Origin of the sequence: Pontixanthobacter aestiaquae, from assembly GCF_009827455.1 — a bacterium.
Classification (GTDB): domain Bacteria; phylum Pseudomonadota; class Alphaproteobacteria; order Sphingomonadales; family Sphingomonadaceae; genus Pontixanthobacter; species Pontixanthobacter aestiaquae.
Window position 1 is genome coordinate 162,132 of sequence record NZ_WTYZ01000001.1, and the last position, 16,622, is coordinate 178,753.

The following is a 16,622-nucleotide window of genomic DNA, read 5'->3' on the forward strand; positions in this document are numbered from 1 at the left end:
CGCCTTGCAGCATCAATTCGTTACAGTTGGAAAAAACCGGGGGACCCCATGAAATTCACACATGATGCCATCGTAATCGGCGGCGGCGCAGCAGGCCTGACGGCGGCCGGAGGCTGTGCTTTGTTCGGCCTCCAAGTCGCGCTGATCGAAGGCAATAAAATGGGCGGCGAATGCCTCAATAATGGTTGCGTCCCCTCCAAAGCGATCATCACTGCGGCAAAACGGGCTCAGGAGGCGCGCGAGGAAAAGCGTTACGGGGTTCAGCTTGCCGCACCGAAAGTCGAATGGGCTGGCGTTCATAAGCACATCCACGATGCGATCGCGCATATCGAGCCCCACGATTCGAAAGAGACTTTCGAAGAAATGGGCTGCGAAGTGATCATGGATTACGCGAAGGTCACCGGCAAACACACGGTTGAAGTCGGCGGCCGCACTTTGAGCGCCCCGCGCATTGTGATCGCCACCGGATCCGAACCATTTGTCCCGCCCATCGAAGGCTTGGACAGCGTCCCCTATCTCACCAACGAAAACCTGTTCGATCTGACCGAACAACCGGACCACCTGGTCATCATCGGCGGCGGTGTGATCGGAATGGAAATGGCACAAAGCTTCCGCCGCTTGGGCAGTGAAGTGACCGTGATCGAGCCAGGCAGCCCCATGGGCCGCGATGATCGCGAATCCGTGCAAGTCGTCGTCGATGTAATGAAGGACGAAGGCGTCCGCTTCATTGCGGGCAAAGGCCAGAAGGTTGAAGTGTCCAAAGGCAAGATCACCGTACACACCGATGGCGGCGACACCGTCACCGGATCGCATTTGCTGATCGCAGTGGGCCGTTCGGCACGCGTTTCGGGTTATGGCTTGGAAGAGCTTGGGATCGAACTTGGCCGCAATGGCATTAAAGTCGATGCGCGCCGCCGTACATCGGTCAAGAACATCTACGCTATCGGCGATTGCCGCGAAGGCCCGCGCCTGACGCATGTCTCGGGCTATGAAGGCTCCAACGTCGCGCTTGAAATCACTACCGGCCTACCGACCAAAGTCGACTGGAAAGCCCTGCCCTGGTGCACCTACACTGAGCCGGAAGTCGCGCAGATCGGCATGACCGACGAGGAAGCGCGCGAGAAATTCGGCAATGACAAAATTACCGTGATCAAAGAGGGCTTCGACCACAATGAACGCGCGATTGCCGAGGATTCGACCAAAGGCCACCTCAAAGTCATTCTGAAAGGGAAGAAAGTCTTGGGCGCGAGCATTTGCGGCAAGAATGCCGGCGAGTTGCTGCTGCCCTTTACCCAATCCATCACTGGCAAGAGCAACACGTTTGCTCTCGGTTCGGCGGTGATTTCCTACCCAACACGCAGCGAAATCCTGAAAGCTGCGGCTTTCTCCGCGTGGGAGCCAACGGTTTTTGGAGCGCTTCCCAAGAAATATGCGGCGTTCGTGGCAAAGATGCGCAGGACGTTCAATTGACCACCACCGCGACGAGCAGCCGCAACACTTCCCGCAATGCCCCTACTGCAGCCTCGCCGTTTCGGGTGGAAGCAGATGCGCTGCCGGAAGAAAAATTTTCCGATCCGGTTTGGACCGCTAAGGGCGAACGCCGCGCTTCGGTGCCGCTGACTGCGCTCGAAACGCTGTGGTTCAATACCGGTACGCTGTGCAATCTCGCCTGCATCAATTGCTATATCGAAAGCAGCCCGACCAATGATGCGCTGGTCTATATCAGCCGCGATCACGTGACGCGCTATCTCGATGAAATCGCCGAGAAAGCCATCGCTACCAAAGAAATTGGCTATACCGGCGGCGAGCCATTTATGAATCCCGAATTCGTCGCGATTCTAACCGACACGCTGGAACGCGGGTTCGAGGCTTTGGTCCTATCCAACGCGATGAAGCCGATGCGGCGGCGTGAAGCGGCGCTGCTCGACCTGCGCGAACGGTTTGGTGACAAGCTGACCATTCGCGTTAGCCTCGATCACTATACCAAAGCTGCGCATGAGGCGGAGCGTGGTGCGCGGAGTTGGGAGCCCGGAACCGAAGGTTTGAAATGGCTTTCAAACAATGGTTTCTCCATCGCAGTCGCGGGCCGGATGCTGCCGAACGAAACGATGGATCAAGCGCGAGACGGCTATGCGACGTTGTTTGCGGAACTCGGCATCGGGATTGATGCAAGCGATCCGATGCGGCTCGTGCTCTTCCCTGAAATGGATGAAGCGAAGGACATCGCGGAGATTACCACTGAATGCTGGGGCATCCTGAACCAGAACCCTGCTGACATCATGTGTGCCACCAGCCGCATGGTCGTCCACCGCAAAGGCGAAGCAGAACCCCGCGTCGCGGCATGTACGCTGATCCCGTATGATGGCGGATTCGATATGGGGTCAACTCTGGAGGAAGCGTCACAAGACGTTTCACTCAACCATCCGCATTGCGCACGTTTCTGCGTTTTGGGCGGCGCCAGCTGTTCGGCTTAGAGGCAGCACGCAATGTAAGGAAGCGTACGGTTCTGGCGCACCACGCCTTCTTCACTTGATTGTTCGCAGCATTTTGCCAACGTGCAGCTAACGCAGGTTAAGAAGGTAATCACAATGCACATCACCACTCCGGCAAAGGCACTGATTGCAGTTGCCGCTTTGACGACTGCGAATTCCGTTCAGGCTGCACCGCTTACTTTTGATTGCGATGCGCGCACCGATGCATCCTCTTCTGTGCAAAATCTGGCTCAGGCGACGCCAGCCGTTAGCGGCACAATAACTGCCAAACAGTTCCGGCGCGGCAATCTGACACCGGCTGTCGGGGCCAGTATTGCTGCTCGTGATGGCAGCAGTTTTGCCACGTTCCGGCTAATTGCTGCAACAGCCGATGCGACAGAATTCGACATCATGTTCAACACAAATGTCGAAGGCATTCGTGAGGATTTCAATCTCGGCAAGATGGCGATTGCAGCCCCAATCTCCTTTCGCTTATTCATCGACGGCGAAGGCGTCGCAAACCTGTTTCTTAACAATCAGTCGTGGCGCGCTGCGTTCACCACCTTATCCGGCGGTGAGGAAATGACGTATTGTTCTACCGGCCAATTTGAATTCAGCGATCTGCGTTTCTCGGACTAGAGAACGCGCCCGGCGACTGCGTCCAACTTCGCGAGCATTGCCGGATCACGCGCATCGGGAGCGGTGATCATTGCAAAGTCGAGCACCGTGTCCAACGGCGAGGCTGCGCGTTCTTTTGGCAGTGCCGCAATGAATTGCTCAACCGTTTTGCGGGCAATATCACCATTGGCATTCATCTGCGCGATGACTTCGCTGACCTCGACAAAAGCGGCATCTTCGCGCCAGCAATCATAATCAGTGACCATACCGACCAACGCATAGGGTAGCTCCGCCTCGCGCGCCAATTTTGCCTCCGGCATAGCGGTCATGCCGATCACGTCCGCCCCCCATTGGCGATAGAGATGGCTTTCCGCGCGCGTGGAGAATTGCGGGCCTTCCATCGCGAGATAGGTCGCATCTGCGCTGATATTCCCGCCCGCCTTTTTAACTGCCTTCGCAGCCATTCGGGACAGTCGCTCGCACACCGGCTCTGCCATGCTGACATGCGCCACCATTCCGGTTCCGAAGAAACTGGAGGCGCGCGTTTTGGTCCGGTCGATAAATTGATCGACCACCACGAATTGTCCCGGCGGGAGTTCTTCCTGCAGACTCCCTACCGAGGAGATTGCCAAAAGGTCAGTACATCCGGCCCGTTTCAGCGCATCCACATTGGCGCGCGCATTAACTTCGCTGGGCGGAATATTGTGTCCCCGGCCATGGCGGGGCAGGAACCGAACCTGCACATCGCCGATCCGGCCGCACAGAATTTCGTCGGACACCTCACCAAAGGGTGAGTTCACGCGAATCCACTGCGCATCTTCCAACGCATCGATTTGGTAGAGGCCCGAGCCGCCGATAATTCCGATTGTCCATGTGTCACTCATTGCGCGGCTCTAACAGTAAGCACGCGGCGTGAAAATCGGTTTGATGTGGCAACGATTTCGGCAGTCGACCGTTGAGAGAGGAAGAAACAGGAGAGACATATGAAATTGCCGCACAAAGCTCACGTCGCGATTGTCGACGGAGAGAATTTCGTCCTTATGCGTAATGACGGGCAGCTATTCGAGCCAAAGCTCAGCCAGGTGGACAAGCCCAAACTGACGGCCACCAATTTCAGCGCAGGCGTGAAACATCAGGACGATATCGGGCAGCGCAAGGGCGCAACCGATCTTGACGAGCTTGCCCATGCGACTGCGGCCGCCGAATGGCTCAACGCGAAGGCGGTTGCCGGAGAAATGGACGATCTGGTGGTGATTGCGGATCCAAAGACTCTGGGTGAAATGCGGCGTCATTACCATACCGAACTGGAGAAACGACTGGTTGGTGAAATCGCAAAAACACTCACCGGTGAAACAACCGAACGCATCGAGAAAGCGATTAGCCAAGCCTGACGCAAGGTTTTGTCGCCCGAGCGACACTTTTCGTCGCTATATTGCTTGCGCCTGCGAATCTTCGCCCGTTAAGGTTTTCCAAACCATGACAGGGGTACGATCAGGCTTATGCGATTTGGACTCAATACGTTAGCGCGGCTTGGTGCGACGATAGTGCCGGCCTTGGCTCTTGGCCTTGCTGTGGCCTCGCCAGTACAGGCACAGTCAACCAGCTTCGAAGCCGCTTTCGACAGTACGTTTGGCACGAAAACCCGCGCGCCGGAGCGTTTCGATGCAGTCTATGGAAGCGATTTTGAAAAGCGGATCGCGCAGATTGCCGATGGCGGTAAAGGCCGCATTGGTGTTGCTGCGATCGATCTGGCGACCGGTAAACAAGTCTCTGTCCTTGGTGATCAGCGATTTCCTATGGCCAGCACCAGTAAAGTTGCCATTGCAGCCGTTTTTATGGCTGGGGTCGATCAGGGGCGTTGGAGCCTGACCAGCGAATATGCGCTGCTACGCCCGGTGCGTTCCGCGAAATATTCAAGCAAGCGTGCGCCCGTTCGCAAAGGCGAATATATTTCCGCACGCGAACATCTGGACCTGATGATTAGCAAAAGCTGCAATGCGTGCACCGATACGCTGCTACGCGTCGTCGGGGGACCGGCGGCTGTGAATGCATGGATGCGTAGCGTCGGCATTGAAGGGTTCGAACTGTCGCGTGATATTGCCACTTTGGTCCGCGACGACGGAGAGTATGATCCCGCAACGGTGATCGACACCCGTGATAGCGCCACGCCGTTGGCCATGGCGCGGCTGCTCGCAGGCATTTACCAGGGCGAGTGGCACAGCAAGTATAGCCGCGACATTATCATCGGCGCGATGGAGCGCACTACGACGGGCAAAAAGCGGATGCGGTCCGGTTTGCCGCTCAGCGCCAATGTGGCGCACAAAACCGGCACGCTGAACCGTACGGCCAGTGACATCGGCATTTTCCAAACCCCGGATGGCCGAACAATTGCAGCGGCAATCTATGTTACCGGTCAGAGCGCTTCGTCGGCTGACGAAGCCCGCAACAAGCGCGAGGCACGGCGCATGCGCGATGAACGGATCGCACAGATCGCAAGGGCTTTGTACAATGGATACGCCGGATCAAACGAGCGTCAGTGGGCGGACGCCGACTATCGCACTGGCGGATAGATTGGGCGGGTAAGACGAGCGCTTTCACATTCGTATGAGGCGCTCTTGTGAGCATTCGGCACAAACAAAAAGGGCGGCACCTTACGGTACCGCCCTTCTCTTTATTCGCTAAGCGAAAGGCTTATTCAGCAGCAGCTTCTGCTTCTGTTTCGCCTTCGACAGCAGCTTCTGCTTCAACAGCAGCTTCTTCAGCAGCGCCTTCAACAGCAGCGCCAGCTTCTTCAGCGCCTTCAGCCATAGCTTCAACGTTTGCTTCTGTGTCAGCAGCCATCGCGTCAGCAGTTTCGCCAGCTTTGTCGGCAGTTTCCGAGCAAGCAGCCAGAGTCAGAGCGGCGCCGGCAGCTGCGGCAGCAAGTACGATCTTACGCATGTATAAATTCCTTAAAACAGCGAGTGGATATCGCGAGACCAATATGGCCCCGCGCGAAATCTCCCCCCTAGGACAGACTTCGTGGTTGCTAAATAATGGCGGAAATGTGGCAGCGCAAGAGGATTCGCGAAATTTCTGCCTTATTTCTGCCTTATTTGCCCAAAAACCGCACAATTCCGCCATATTTTAATTATGCCAGATCGGTGGATGGAAGCGCTGCATTTGGCTGACCAACTGCTCCGGCGGTGCTAGATGTCTGCGTCATGGCTGACAAAAAGCACCTCTATCTCGTCGATGGCTCTGCCTATATTTTCCGCGCCTATCACCGGCTGCCGCCGCTGACCAATCCCGAAGGCACCCCGGTTGGGGCGGTTTACGGTTATACAACAATGCTTTGGAAGCTGGCAGATGATCTGGACGCGGCGGACGGGCCGACTCACCTTGCGGTCATTCTCGACAAATCCAGCCATTCATTCCGCAACGAGATCTACGACCAGTACAAAGCGAATCGGCCCGACCCTCCCGAAGATCTGGTCCCGCAATTCCCGCTAATTCGCGATGCAACGCGCGCTTTCTCGCTCCCCTGCATCGAAGAACCCGATGTCGAAGCGGATGATGTGATCGCATCCTATGCCCGCGCGGCGCAGGCGCAGGGCTGGGACGTGACGATCGTATCTTCGGATAAGGATCTGATGCAGCTCGTCGGCGAAGAAGCCGGCCCAAACGGACCAGCCAAGATCGACATGCTCGATACGATGAAAAGCGCGCGCATAGGGCCGGAGGAGGTCGAAGAGAAATTCGGTGTAACGCCGGACAAGGTTGGCGATGTCCTCGCGCTGATGGGCGATACCGCTGACAATATTCCGGGCATTTACGGCGTCGGCCCAAAAACCGCGAGCAAGCTGATCGCCGAGCACGGCAATCTCACAGCGGCTCTCGATTCGGCAGAGGACATGAAAAAGTCCAAGCTGAAAGAGCGGCTGCTCGAACACCGCGCCGATGCTGAACTCAGCCGGATACTGGTGACACTGAAAGAGGATTGCGAACTGCCCGTCCCGCTGGAGGATATGGCGCTCAAGAGCATTCCGCCCGGACCTCTGACCGAATTTTTGCAGGCACACGGTTTCACCAGCCTGCTGCGGCGGCTTGATGCGGGAAGCGGCAGTCCGGAGCGCAGCAATGATCTCAATCCGGCAAAGGCACAAAAGGCAGGCGACGAGGGGACACCCGAAGGCAACCGCCAGCCCCTGCCCGATATGCCCGCTGTGGACCGCAGTGCCTATGAATGCGTTCAGACACGCGACGCGCTCGACGCCTGGATCGCCAAATGCATGAACGCGCGCGTCGTAGCGGTCGATACCGAGACCAGCGCGCTCGACGCGATGCAGGCCGATCTGGTCGGGATCAGCCTCGCCGTGGGGCCGAACGACGCCTGCTACATCCCGCTCGATCATCACAATGAAGGCGGCGGCGGCAGCGATATGTTTGCCGAACGGCCCGAGCAGATTGCCCGCGAGGATGCGTTGGAAGCGCTCAAACCGATGCTGGCGAGCGATGCGGTGCTGAAGATCGGGCAGAATATCAAATATGATCTCAACGTGCTGGCACGCTATGGGGTCGATGTCAGCCCGATTGATGACACAATGATCATCAGCTTCGCGCTCGACGCGGGGCGCGGCGAAGCCGGTATTGGCGGCGGGCACGGGATGGACGAATTGTCGCAGCGCCACCTCGGCCACACGCCGTTGTCGTTCAAAGAGATATGCGGCACCGGCAAGAAACAAATCCCGTTCGGCGAAGTCCCGCTCGACCGCGCAACCGAATATGCCGCCGAGGATGCCGACGTCACATGGCGGCTGCACAAACATCTTAAACCGCGCCTGCCGGTCGAAGGCGGCACCAAAGTCTACGAGCGGGTCGACCGCCCGCTGATCCCGGTAGTCGCGATGATGGAGCGCAACGGCATCAAGGTAGACCGCGCACGGCTCGCCAAATTGTCGGAAGAATTCGCGACCGAAATGGGCAAGCTGGAAACGCTGATCCACGAGGAAGCGGGCGAGGAATTCACGATCGGTAGCCCGAAACAGCTCGGCACCATCCTGTTCGAAAAGCTCGGCTACAAAGGCGGGCGCAAAGGCAAGAGCGGGCAGTTCTCGACCGATCAGGCGATCCTCGAAAAGCTCGCGGGAGACGGCGCAGAAATCGCCACCCGCGTTCTTGAATGGCGGCAGCTCAGCAAGCTGAAATCGACCTATACCGATGCGCTGCAAGCCGCGATCAATCCCGATACCGGCCGCGTGCATACCAGCTATTCGCTGGTCGGCGCACAGACCGGGCGCCTGTCCTCGACCGATCCCAATTTGCAGAATATTCCGATCCGCACCGCCATCGGCCGCCAGATCCGCGAGGCATTTGTGGCGGATGACGGCAATGTCCTGCTTGCCGCTGACTATTCTCAAATCGAACTACGGCTTGCCGCGCATATGGCCGATGTCCCCTCGCTCAAGGAAGCCTTCGAACAGGGCGAGGACATCCACGCGCGCACCGCGAAAGAGATGTATGGCGAAGTCACCCGCGACACGCGTGCGGCAGCCAAGACGATCAACTTTGCGATCCTTTACGGCATCTCGCGCTGGGGGCTGGCGGGCCGGCTGGGCGTCGACTCCGATGAAGCGCAAGAGGTCATAAACACTTATTTCGACCGCTTCCCGGGCATTCAAAACTATATCTCCGAAACGCTGATTCAAGTGAAAGAGCGCGGCTATTCCGAGACGCTGTTTGGCCGCAAGACATGGTTTCCGCGGATCAATTCGAAGAACCAGACCGAACGCCAGGGCAGCGAACGCGCCGCGATCAACGCCCCGATCCAGGGCACCAGCGCCGACATCATCAAACGCGCGATGGCCCGGATGATGCCTGCGCTCGAAGAGGCCGGGCTCGGCCCAAGAAATGGCAAAGGCGTCCGGATGCTGCTGCAAGTCCACGATGAACTGGTGTTCGAACTGCCCGAAGGCGACGTCGAAGCCGCAAGCACAGTGATCGAGAAAGTGATGGCCGAGGCGGCCGAGCCAGCGGTGAAGCTATCGATACCGCTGGGTGTCGATATCGGCCATGGCAAAAGCTGGGGTGAGGCGCATTAGAAATCCGGGCTTTTCGCAAACGCGCTAAGGTTAGCGTTCAAGAAAGAACCACAGGGATTGGGGTGGAAAGCGGACTGGCAACTTTCGATAAAAAGGTCATATTAGCGGGCATGAAATTGTGGCGGCTAACCCGATTGGGTCATCAGACATTGGATGGAAAAGGTGCCGAGCAGTCGGGCGGGCGGTACTCTTCTCCGGGTCTGCCAGTAGTGAGTCTTGCCAGTGAAGCCGGGGCTGCGGTCTTGATCGCTCTTCGATATTGGCTTGATCGCCTCGACGAGGCCCCGGACGATCTCACTCTAGGTTGGACCATTATCGATTCAACTCCGGAGCGCGTACCGGATGGATTAGCCGAAGATGAGATCAAGAAGCTCGTCGATGATTGGATCATCGATCGTAAATCACTGCTCTTGGCGGTTCGATCGAAAGTTCTCCCCGAAGCAGATGTCATTCTCCTGAATCCGGCGCACGAGGATGCTGGAAACGTTTCGCCCTTGCGAACCCGACCGTTCAATTTTGACGAGTGCCTCCATCGGCCCCCAATGCTTGACGCATTCCGCAAAGGACGAAAAGGCTCCGACTAAAATCTGTGGGCCGCCCGCTTCTGGCCTTTCTCTGAAATGGAGGCGATGTCCGCAATTGGGTCGAAAACACGCGCCATTTTCCGCTGTCCTACACGCCCGAACGCGTGCCATGGTGGCAACATGTCTTACCCGACAATGCTTCGCACTCGTGTCCATCAGGCTCTCACGGTCTATACGGTCCGGTTCGCCGCAGCAGGGGCGGGGGCACCCATAGCTGTTATGTCCGACCGAGAGTTCAATTTTCCTTCACTTTATAGATACTTAGAAATATTCAACGAAAGCGACACCCTGTCGCCTTTGTCGCCCATGTGTCGCTTTAGCCCACGCTGTGCTTGAAACTATCCTGCTTCCCGTTAGTTGGCTTATCGTCAGGACCTGCTCATGTTAGACCAATACAATCCCGCAAACTGGAATATCGACTGGAGCGAGGCGACAGCCGCTGCGATCGCGCTGACTGTCGCTATTGTGATCGCTTACGCGATTTACCGCGCCATTTTTGCAATTCTGCAGCGGGTTACCGGCAAATCCGAAACAGTGGCCGACGATTTGATAATCCAGAGCATCCGGCGGCCGATCAAATGGTCGCTGATCGCGATCGGTATTACAGTCGTCGCGCAAGGCAACGATACGCTCGCCTTTATATGGGAGCCGATTGCGCGCTTTGTTCGCCCTGCACTGCTCGGCTGGATTGCTTACACAATCATCAAAGCCTTCACCGCCGCGATGGAAATCAAGATGGAGGCGTCGGAAGACCCGGTCGCCATTCGCAGCCGCCGCACGCGCATTTCGATTTTTTCGCGCACAGCGATTTTCGCGATCGTGTTCGTTACTGTCGGATTGATGCTGTTCAGCATTCCCGCAGTAAAATCGATCGGTACAACGTTGCTCGCCTCTGCCGGTCTCGCGGCATTGGCGGTGGGCGCTGCTGCGCAGCCTGCGCTAAAATCGCTGATCGGCGGATTGCAAATCGCCTTCACCGAACCGCTGCGACTGGGCGATCTGGTGGTCATCGACGGACATACCGGCCGGGTCGAAGAGATTCGGATGAGCTTTATCACTGTGCGGACATGGGACGAGCGGGCCATCGTGGTGCCAACGTCGGTAGTGCTCGAACAGCCGTTTGAAGACTGGTCACGCAAGAGTGAGAAATTAACCGGGCCGGTGATGCTGCACCTTGATCCTGCAACGAAGATCCAGCCTATCCGGGAGGAACTTGTCCGTTACGTCGACGGACATTCGCTGTGGGATGGCCGTACAGTTCAGTGTCTGATGACCGAAGCCTATCCGGAGAGTATCGAGCTGCGCTTGGCGGTAAGTGCAAAGACAATCGGCGAACTTTGGCAATTACGGTGCGATGTGCGGGAGCACATGATCCAGTGGTTACAGGACGAAATGCCCGACGCGCTTATCCGGCACCGGTTGGAAGTGCCGAACGGCCATCCGAAAGCGGGCGAACCCTAGGTACCGCACCCCCCTTTGAAAAGGGAGGGGCAAACCTAACCGTCATCGCCGTGCTTCTTATCGCGGACCGGCTCGACCATCCCGTCGGTCAGGAAGCCGATTGACGGTTTCACCTCTGCCGCGCGCTTCTTCAACTCGCCGCGCATTTTCTTATATTCGGCTTCCATTTTCGACGTGACGGTTGCGCGCGAGTCTTTGATGGCTTCCATAAAGTCCCGTTGGCCTACCTCTTTGACCTCGCTACCGGCACGGCGCAGTGCGTTCAGACCGGCGCGGCGTACCACATCCTCCAGATCGGCGCCGGTAAAGCGTTCGGTGTGCTGCTCCGCGATTTTCGTCAAATCAACATCCTTTGCCAGAGGCATTTTGGCGGTATGTATCTTCAGGATATGTTCGCGGCCTCTCGTGTCCGGCGTACCGACATAGACCAGCTCGTCGAACCGTCCTGGCCGCAATAATGCGGGGTCGACCAATGTCGGGCGATTGGTTGCACCGATCACAATGACCGATTGCAGCTCCTCAAGGCCATCCATCTCGGCCAGGATCGTGTTGACGACGCGGCCTGTAACTTGCGGTTCGCCTTGCCCGCTTCCGCGCGCCGGGACTAGGCTGTCGATCTCGTCGATGAACACGACACACGGAGCAACCGAACGGGCACGCGCAAACATGCGGGCGATCTGTTGCTCGCTTTCGCCGTACCATTTGCTGAGCAGATCGCTGCTTTTCATCGAGATAAAATTGGCCTCGGCTTCTTTGGCGACAGCTTTTGCAAGCAGCGTCTTGCCAGTACCGGGAGGGCCGTAGAGCAGGAAGCCCTTGGCCGCGCGAATGCCCAGCCGCTCGAAGGCTTCGGGGTTTTTGAGCGGGAGTTCGATCCCTTCCCGCAGCTTCTCGATAGCATCGTCGACGCCGCCAATCGCATCCCAACCCACATCGGGCATCTGCACCATAACCTCGCGCATGGCCGACGGCTGGACCCTTTTCAGCGCTTCGAAGAAATCCTCCCGCGTGACGCAAAGCTCATCAAGCACGTCCTGCGGAACTGTTCGCTCATCGAGATTGAGTTTCGGCATGATCCGGCGAACCGCTTCGATAGCCGCCTCGCGCGCGAGCGCGGCAATGTCAGCACCGACAAAACCGTGCGTAGTCTTGGCCAGCTCGGTCAGATTGACCTTATCGCCCAGCGGCATGCCGCGGGTATGGATCGACAGGATTTCACGGCGCCCCTTCTCGTCGGGAACGCCTATCACGATTTCACGGTCGAATCGGCCTGGGCGGCGCAGCGCTTCATCCATCGCATCGGGACGATTGGTCGCGGCGATTACCACCAGATTGGACCGCGCCTCCAGCCCGTCCATCAGGGTCAGCAATTGCGCGACCAACCGCTTCTCGGCTTCGCCCGGGGTTTGGGTCCGCTTGGGCGCGATCGAATCAATCTCGTCAATAAAGATGATCGAAGGCGAAACGCGGGTCGCCTCCTCGAACACTTCGCGCAGTTTCTTCTCGCTCTCACCGTAACCCGAACCCATGATCTCGGGACCGTTGATGGTGAAGAATTCCGCGTCGCTCTCGCTGGCTACGGCCTGAGCAAGGCGGGTCTTACCGGTCCCCGGAGGGCCATGCAGCAAGACGCCCTTTGGCGGATCAACGCCAAGCCGGGTGAACAATTCGGGATAGCGCAGCGGCAGTTCGACCATCTCGCGCAATTGCTTGATGGTATCGCCGATTCCGCCGACATCGTCATAATTCACGCCGGCGCGCGGATCACGTGGTTCTTCATATTCTGCGCGGAGTTCGACCTCGGTATTCTCGTCGATGTGAACGATGCCCTTGGGCACTGTCGATACGACGCTGAGACGGATCTGCGTCAGCGCATAGGCCGGCGCGTTAAACATGCGCTGGACTTCGGCTGGCATGTTCTGGACCGGCTGCTGCCCGGTCGTCGCCACAAGATCGCCTGCCACAACGGGTTTGCGGAAGAAGTTGCGTTTGAGCGCCTGGGTCGGTCCCTGCAGCCGCATTTCGCGCTGTGCCGGCGCGAACACGACGCGGGTGGCAACCTGCGACTCCGCCTTGGTTATCTGGACATGTTCGCCCGATGCGGCCTCGGCATTGCCGCGCTGCAAGCCGTCCAGACGAATCACCGCCAATGACTCGTCTTCATCATACGCCGCCATTGCTACGGCAACGGTGCTGCGCTTGCCGGTGACCTCCACAACGTCACCTTCGGTAATTCCCAAAGCCTGAAACGCCGAACGGGGCATGCGGGCTATGCCTTGCCCGCTTTCCTCCTGCCGTGCCGCTGCGACTTGTAAACGAGTTGTCTTTTCCTGCGTCGCCGCGTCGGTTTTTGCCATCAAGCACCTGCTTCCCTAATCAAATTCATTTGCGTTCGGTCCTAGCTAGGAAGCGCGCGGACAGGATGCAAATGCGAAGGCACGATCAAGGTGCTGAGAGCGGGCAAGAAAAAAGGCCCAGTCGTCGCCGACCGGGCCTAAAAAGTTTGGGAGAGGATGCCTAAAAGGCACCGTCTAAATGCGTGAGATCCACCTATTGTGCAAGTGCGAAAAGATCATTGTTTGTTGCAATTCATGCAATCAATTGCTTGTTTACGCTTAGGTGGTGCACTGAGCGGCACGCGCCAAGTAACAATGCGTGGTTCTGCAAGATGGCAAGGCAACAAAAATGCTGCGCTGCAACAGCGCATCTGCAGCACAAACGAACAGGTTTGTCGGGGTGAGCATCCGGGAATACGCAGCTCTCAGGATGACAGGCGCACAGGCAATCGCTATGCCAAAGCCACACCAATCTGTTCGGCAGAAGCCAACCGTTCTTCGAGGTAAATTATGCAGAAACTGTTCCCCGATGCCGCCTCCGCTCTTGAGGGAGTGCTACGCGACGATATGCTGATCGCTTCGGGCGGTTTCGGGCTATGCGGAATTCCCGAACGGTTCCTTGATGCAATCCGCGATAGCGGTGTCACTGGACTGACTTTTGCCAGCAACAATGCCGGCATCGACAATGAGGGCATCGGCAAGCTGCTGCGCACCAAGCAGGTAAAGAAGATGATCTCTTCCTATGTCGGCGAAAACAAGGAATTCGAACGGCAATTCCTGTCGGGCGAACTCGAAGTCGAGTTCTGCCCCCAAGGCACTTTGGCCGAGCGGATGCGTGCAGGCGGCGCCGGCATCCCGGGCTTCTACACCAAGACCGGTGCCGGCACACAGGTAGCCGAGGGCAAGGAGATCAAGGTCTTCGACGGAGAGGAGTATATCCTCGAGCGTGGAATCTTCGCTGACCTCGCTATAGTGAAAGCATGGAAAGCCGATGAGACCGGCAATCTGGTGTTCCGCAAGACTGCGCGCAATTTTAATCTCCCCGCCGCGACCTGCGGCAAGGTTTGTGTCGTCGAAGTCGAAGAAATCGTACCAGCAGGCTCCCTGGACCCGGACTGCATCCACTTACCCGGCGTGTATGTCCAGCGGATGGTCGTCGGCGCACCCTACGACAAGAAGATCGAGTTTCGCACCACCACGGAGCGCGAGGACGCCTGATGTCACGCAAGCCGGCCAATGCGATACTCGCACTCGGTTCAGCGCTACTCCTGAGCGGGTGCGTGGTCGCGGCCATTCCTGTGGTCGCCAGTGGCGCGCTGCTGGGTCGGGAAGCGATTGGCACGGATCAAAGCGAAGACCGCGATGGGGTCGTAGCGGTTGAGGATACGGCTCCAGCGGGGCCTGTTTCCGAAACGCCGGTTTCCGACACTCCCGCCCAAGCGCCGCCACCTCTTGCCATGACTGATGAGCCAATCGTGGAAGTGCAAATGGCAGAAGTGCCGGTGGAAGAACTTCCGGCATCACAAATTGCTATCCCGGAGGAAGAGCTTGCTGTCGTTGAGCGCCCTTCTGCCAACTTCATTGGCCCGGTCGAGGTCGAGCAGGGCGAAGCCCCAAGCGGCGTGACCGTATCGGCTGAGGAAACCGAGTTTGCCGCAGCGGCACCCCTTGAAACAGCCACCCTCCCCTTGGCACGAGCCGAAGGGCCGCCGACTATTCCAGAGCCAACGCGGCCAGCCGTAACACTGCAGCCAACACAACCCGCAGGCCCAACCGATTTCCGTGCCTATGATGCGCTTTATAGCTATGTAGATTCGCAGGCACGGCGCGATCCGGTGCAAAGCCCGCGTCAGTCGGCGGTATTGGCGGCACCCGGCTCGCTCAGCCCTACCCGCACAGATTGTAGCATTCGCCCGCCAGCAGTACTGATCGATCTTGACCCCGGTGATCAGACATTCGACCCATCGATCACGCCCCAGGCCAATCCGGCGTTGGGACAAATCCTTGCGTCGCTCAGGTTACAAGCGATCGACATTTTCTGGATTTCCAAACAGCCCGCGATTGCTGCCGGCGCCGTCCGTAAATCGCTTGTCGCTAGCGGATTGGACCCGCGCGGTAATGACGCGTTGCTGCTGATGCGCCGCGCCGATGACCGCAAGCAGGCGCGCCGCAAGGAGCTCGCGGAAACGCATTGCTTGCTTGCTATCGGCGGTGATACCCGCGCCGATTTTGACGAGCTTTATCTCTACTTAAAGGACAAAACCGCTGCCCAGCCACTCGAAGAGCTGATCGGTGCGGGCTGGTTCCTCACCCCATTACCGCTGAACGCACAAACACCTCAGACAGGAAGACAGTAAGACATGGCAGACACCGCCACAGGCTGGACCCGCGACCAAATGGCCGCTCGTGCCGCGCAGGAATTGCAGGATGGCTATTACGTCAATCTTGGGATCGGTATTCCCACGCTGGTTGCAAACCACATCCCGGAGGGAATGCAAGTCACGTTACAATCCGAGAACGGGATGCTGGGTATCGGGCCTTTCCCTTACGACGAGGATGTCGATGCCGATCTGATCAATGCCGGTAAACAGACCATCAGCGAACTTCCGCACTCGGCCTATTTCGACAGTGCTTCGAGCTTCGCGATGATCCGCGGCGGACATATCGACTTGACTGTACTTGGTGCGATGGAAGTCGCCGAGAATGGCGACATTGCGAACTGGATGATCCCGGGCAAGATGATCAAAGGTATGGGCGGCGCAATGGATCTGGTCGCGGGCGTCAAGAAGATCATCGTGGTAATGGACCACAATAGCAAAGCGGGCGACCCAAAGTTCATTCCGGAATGCTCGCTACCGCTTACCGGGCAAAACGTGGTCGATATGATCATCACCAATCTGTGCGTGTTCCACCGGCCCGATCACGACAGCCCGTTCAAGCTTATCGAACTCGCTCCCGGCGTGACGGCCGAGGAAGTCGCCGGAAAAACGACGGCGCATTACGAGAGCTAGAGCTCATAAGCTGATACAATAAAAACGGGCGGCTCGTTTCCGGGCCGCCCGTTTTTATTGT

General features: G+C 57.8%; 14 protein-coding genes. 11 read left to right on the plus strand and 3 right to left on the minus strand.

Annotation, left to right across the window (positions count from 1 at the left end; genetic code table 11):
* Positions 1 to 48 precede the first annotated feature (48 nt).
* From GRI35_RS00655 to GRI35_RS00665, 3 genes are all read left to right on the plus strand, one after another.
* Entirely contained in the window at positions 49 to 1,470 is a 1,422-nt protein-coding gene (locus tag GRI35_RS00655; RefSeq protein WP_160612238.1) for a dihydrolipoyl dehydrogenase family protein, read from the plus strand.
* Positions 1,467 to 2,474 carry a radical SAM protein gene (locus GRI35_RS00660; RefSeq protein WP_202390469.1) on the plus strand — a complete coding sequence of 336 codons (1,008 nt, stop codon included), beginning with the start codon at positions 1,467 to 1,469 and terminating at the stop codon, positions 2,472 to 2,474. Before GRI35_RS00655 ends, GRI35_RS00660 begins: the two co-directional genes overlap by 4 nt.
* A gap of 114 nt (positions 2,475 to 2,588) precedes the next feature.
* Positions 2,589 to 3,110: a hypothetical protein gene (locus GRI35_RS00665; protein WP_160612239.1), complete on the plus strand. Its 522-nt coding sequence runs from the start codon at positions 2,589 to 2,591 to the stop codon at positions 3,108 to 3,110.
* On the opposite strand, the gene mtnP is transcribed toward GRI35_RS00665, so the two are convergent.
* Complete coding sequence (gene mtnP, locus GRI35_RS00670) at positions 3,107 to 3,973, minus strand: S-methyl-5'-thioadenosine phosphorylase (protein ID WP_160612240.1); 867 nt, start codon at positions 3,971 to 3,973, stop codon at positions 3,107 to 3,109. The two genes, GRI35_RS00665 and mtnP, sit on opposite strands and share 4 nt — an antisense overlap.
* A 99-nt stretch (positions 3,974 to 4,072) precedes the next feature.
* On the opposite strand from mtnP, the gene GRI35_RS00675 reads away from it, so the two are divergent.
* On the plus strand, positions 4,073 to 4,480 hold the full coding sequence (locus GRI35_RS00675; RefSeq protein ID WP_160612241.1) for a baeRF12 domain-containing protein: 408 nt from the start codon (positions 4,073 to 4,075) through the stop codon (positions 4,478 to 4,480).
* A 108-nt stretch (positions 4,481 to 4,588) separates the two neighbouring features.
* Complete coding sequence (locus tag GRI35_RS00680) at positions 4,589 to 5,659, plus strand: serine hydrolase (protein WP_160612242.1); 1,071 nt, start codon at positions 4,589 to 4,591, stop codon at positions 5,657 to 5,659.
* Between the two features lie 121 nt (positions 5,660 to 5,780).
* On the opposite strand, the gene GRI35_RS00685 is transcribed toward GRI35_RS00680, so the two are convergent.
* The gene (locus tag GRI35_RS00685; protein ID WP_160612243.1) at positions 5,781 to 6,029 is read right to left on the minus strand and encodes a hypothetical protein; all 249 of its coding nucleotides are present in this window, start codon (positions 6,027 to 6,029) and stop codon (positions 5,781 to 5,783) included.
* 263 nt (positions 6,030 to 6,292) lie between these two features.
* Here GRI35_RS00685 and polA point away from each other — a divergent pair, with 263 nt between their 5' ends.
* The 3 genes from polA to GRI35_RS00700 all read left to right on the plus strand — a co-directional run bounded on the left by polA (position 6,293) and on the right by GRI35_RS00700 (position 11,214).
* Positions 6,293 to 9,169 carry a DNA polymerase I gene (gene polA / locus GRI35_RS00690; RefSeq protein WP_160612244.1) on the plus strand — a complete coding sequence of 959 codons (2,877 nt, stop codon included), beginning with the start codon at positions 6,293 to 6,295 and terminating at the stop codon, positions 9,167 to 9,169.
* A 62-nt stretch (positions 9,170 to 9,231) separates the two neighbouring features.
* Positions 9,232 to 9,753: an RES family NAD+ phosphorylase gene (locus tag GRI35_RS00695; RefSeq protein WP_235900084.1), complete on the plus strand. Its 522-nt coding sequence runs from the start codon at positions 9,232 to 9,234 to the stop codon at positions 9,751 to 9,753.
* A 381-nt stretch (positions 9,754 to 10,134) separates the two neighbouring features.
* Positions 10,135 to 11,214, plus strand: a complete 1,080-nt coding sequence (locus GRI35_RS00700) for a mechanosensitive ion channel family protein (protein ID WP_160612246.1) — start codon at positions 10,135 to 10,137, stop codon at positions 11,212 to 11,214.
* Between the two features lie 35 nt (positions 11,215 to 11,249).
* Here the strand turns inward: GRI35_RS00700 and GRI35_RS00705 are convergent, their stop codons facing one another.
* Entirely contained in the window at positions 11,250 to 13,571 is a 2,322-nt protein-coding gene (locus GRI35_RS00705) for a CDC48 family AAA ATPase (RefSeq protein WP_160612247.1), read from the minus strand.
* A 489-nt stretch (positions 13,572 to 14,060) separates the two neighbouring features.
* Here GRI35_RS00705 and GRI35_RS00710 point away from each other — a divergent pair, with 489 nt between their 5' ends.
* From GRI35_RS00710 to GRI35_RS00720, 3 genes are read left to right on the plus strand one after another with little or no spacing between them, the layout of a single operon-like run.
* Positions 14,061 to 14,768: a CoA transferase subunit A gene (locus GRI35_RS00710; RefSeq protein ID WP_160612248.1), complete on the plus strand. Its 708-nt coding sequence runs from the start codon at positions 14,061 to 14,063 to the stop codon at positions 14,766 to 14,768.
* Positions 14,768 to 15,907: a ribonuclease E domain-containing protein gene (locus GRI35_RS00715; protein WP_160612249.1), complete on the plus strand. Its 1,140-nt coding sequence runs from the start codon at positions 14,768 to 14,770 to the stop codon at positions 15,905 to 15,907. Before GRI35_RS00710 ends, GRI35_RS00715 begins: the two co-directional genes overlap by 1 nt.
* Before the next feature lie 3 nt (positions 15,908 to 15,910).
* A complete protein-coding gene (locus GRI35_RS00720) occupies positions 15,911 to 16,561 on the plus strand; it encodes a CoA transferase subunit B (RefSeq protein ID WP_160612250.1) in 651 nt (216 codons plus the stop codon).
* Positions 16,562 to 16,622: the final 61 nt, after the last annotated feature.

Coding starts and splice junctions, on each gene's coding strand:
- GRI35_RS00655 (WP_160612238.1), top strand. CDS start 49: ATGAAATTCACACATGATGCCATCGTAATCGGCGGCGGCGCAGCAGGC.
- GRI35_RS00665 (WP_160612239.1), top strand. CDS start 2,589: ATGCACATCACCACTCCGGCAAAGGCACTGATTGCAGTTGCCGCTTTG.
- mtnP (WP_160612240.1), bottom strand. CDS start 3,973: ATGAGTGACACATGGACAATCGGAATTATCGGCGGCTCGGGCCTCTAC.
- GRI35_RS00675 (WP_160612241.1), top strand. CDS start 4,073: ATGAAATTGCCGCACAAAGCTCACGTCGCGATTGTCGACGGAGAGAAT.
- GRI35_RS00680 (WP_160612242.1), top strand. CDS start 4,589: ATGCGATTTGGACTCAATACGTTAGCGCGGCTTGGTGCGACGATAGTG.
- GRI35_RS00685 (WP_160612243.1), bottom strand. CDS start 6,029: ATGCGTAAGATCGTACTTGCTGCCGCAGCTGCCGGCGCCGCTCTGACT.
- polA (WP_160612244.1), top strand. CDS start 6,293: ATGGCTGACAAAAAGCACCTCTATCTCGTCGATGGCTCTGCCTATATT.
- GRI35_RS00700 (WP_160612246.1), top strand. CDS start 10,135: ATGTTAGACCAATACAATCCCGCAAACTGGAATATCGACTGGAGCGAG.
- GRI35_RS00705 (WP_160612247.1), bottom strand. CDS start 13,571: ATGGCAAAAACCGACGCGGCGACGCAGGAAAAGACAACTCGTTTACAA.
- GRI35_RS00710 (WP_160612248.1), top strand. CDS start 14,061: ATGCAGAAACTGTTCCCCGATGCCGCCTCCGCTCTTGAGGGAGTGCTA.
- GRI35_RS00715 (WP_160612249.1), top strand. CDS start 14,768: ATGTCACGCAAGCCGGCCAATGCGATACTCGCACTCGGTTCAGCGCTA.
- GRI35_RS00720 (WP_160612250.1), top strand. CDS start 15,911: ATGGCAGACACCGCCACAGGCTGGACCCGCGACCAAATGGCCGCTCGT.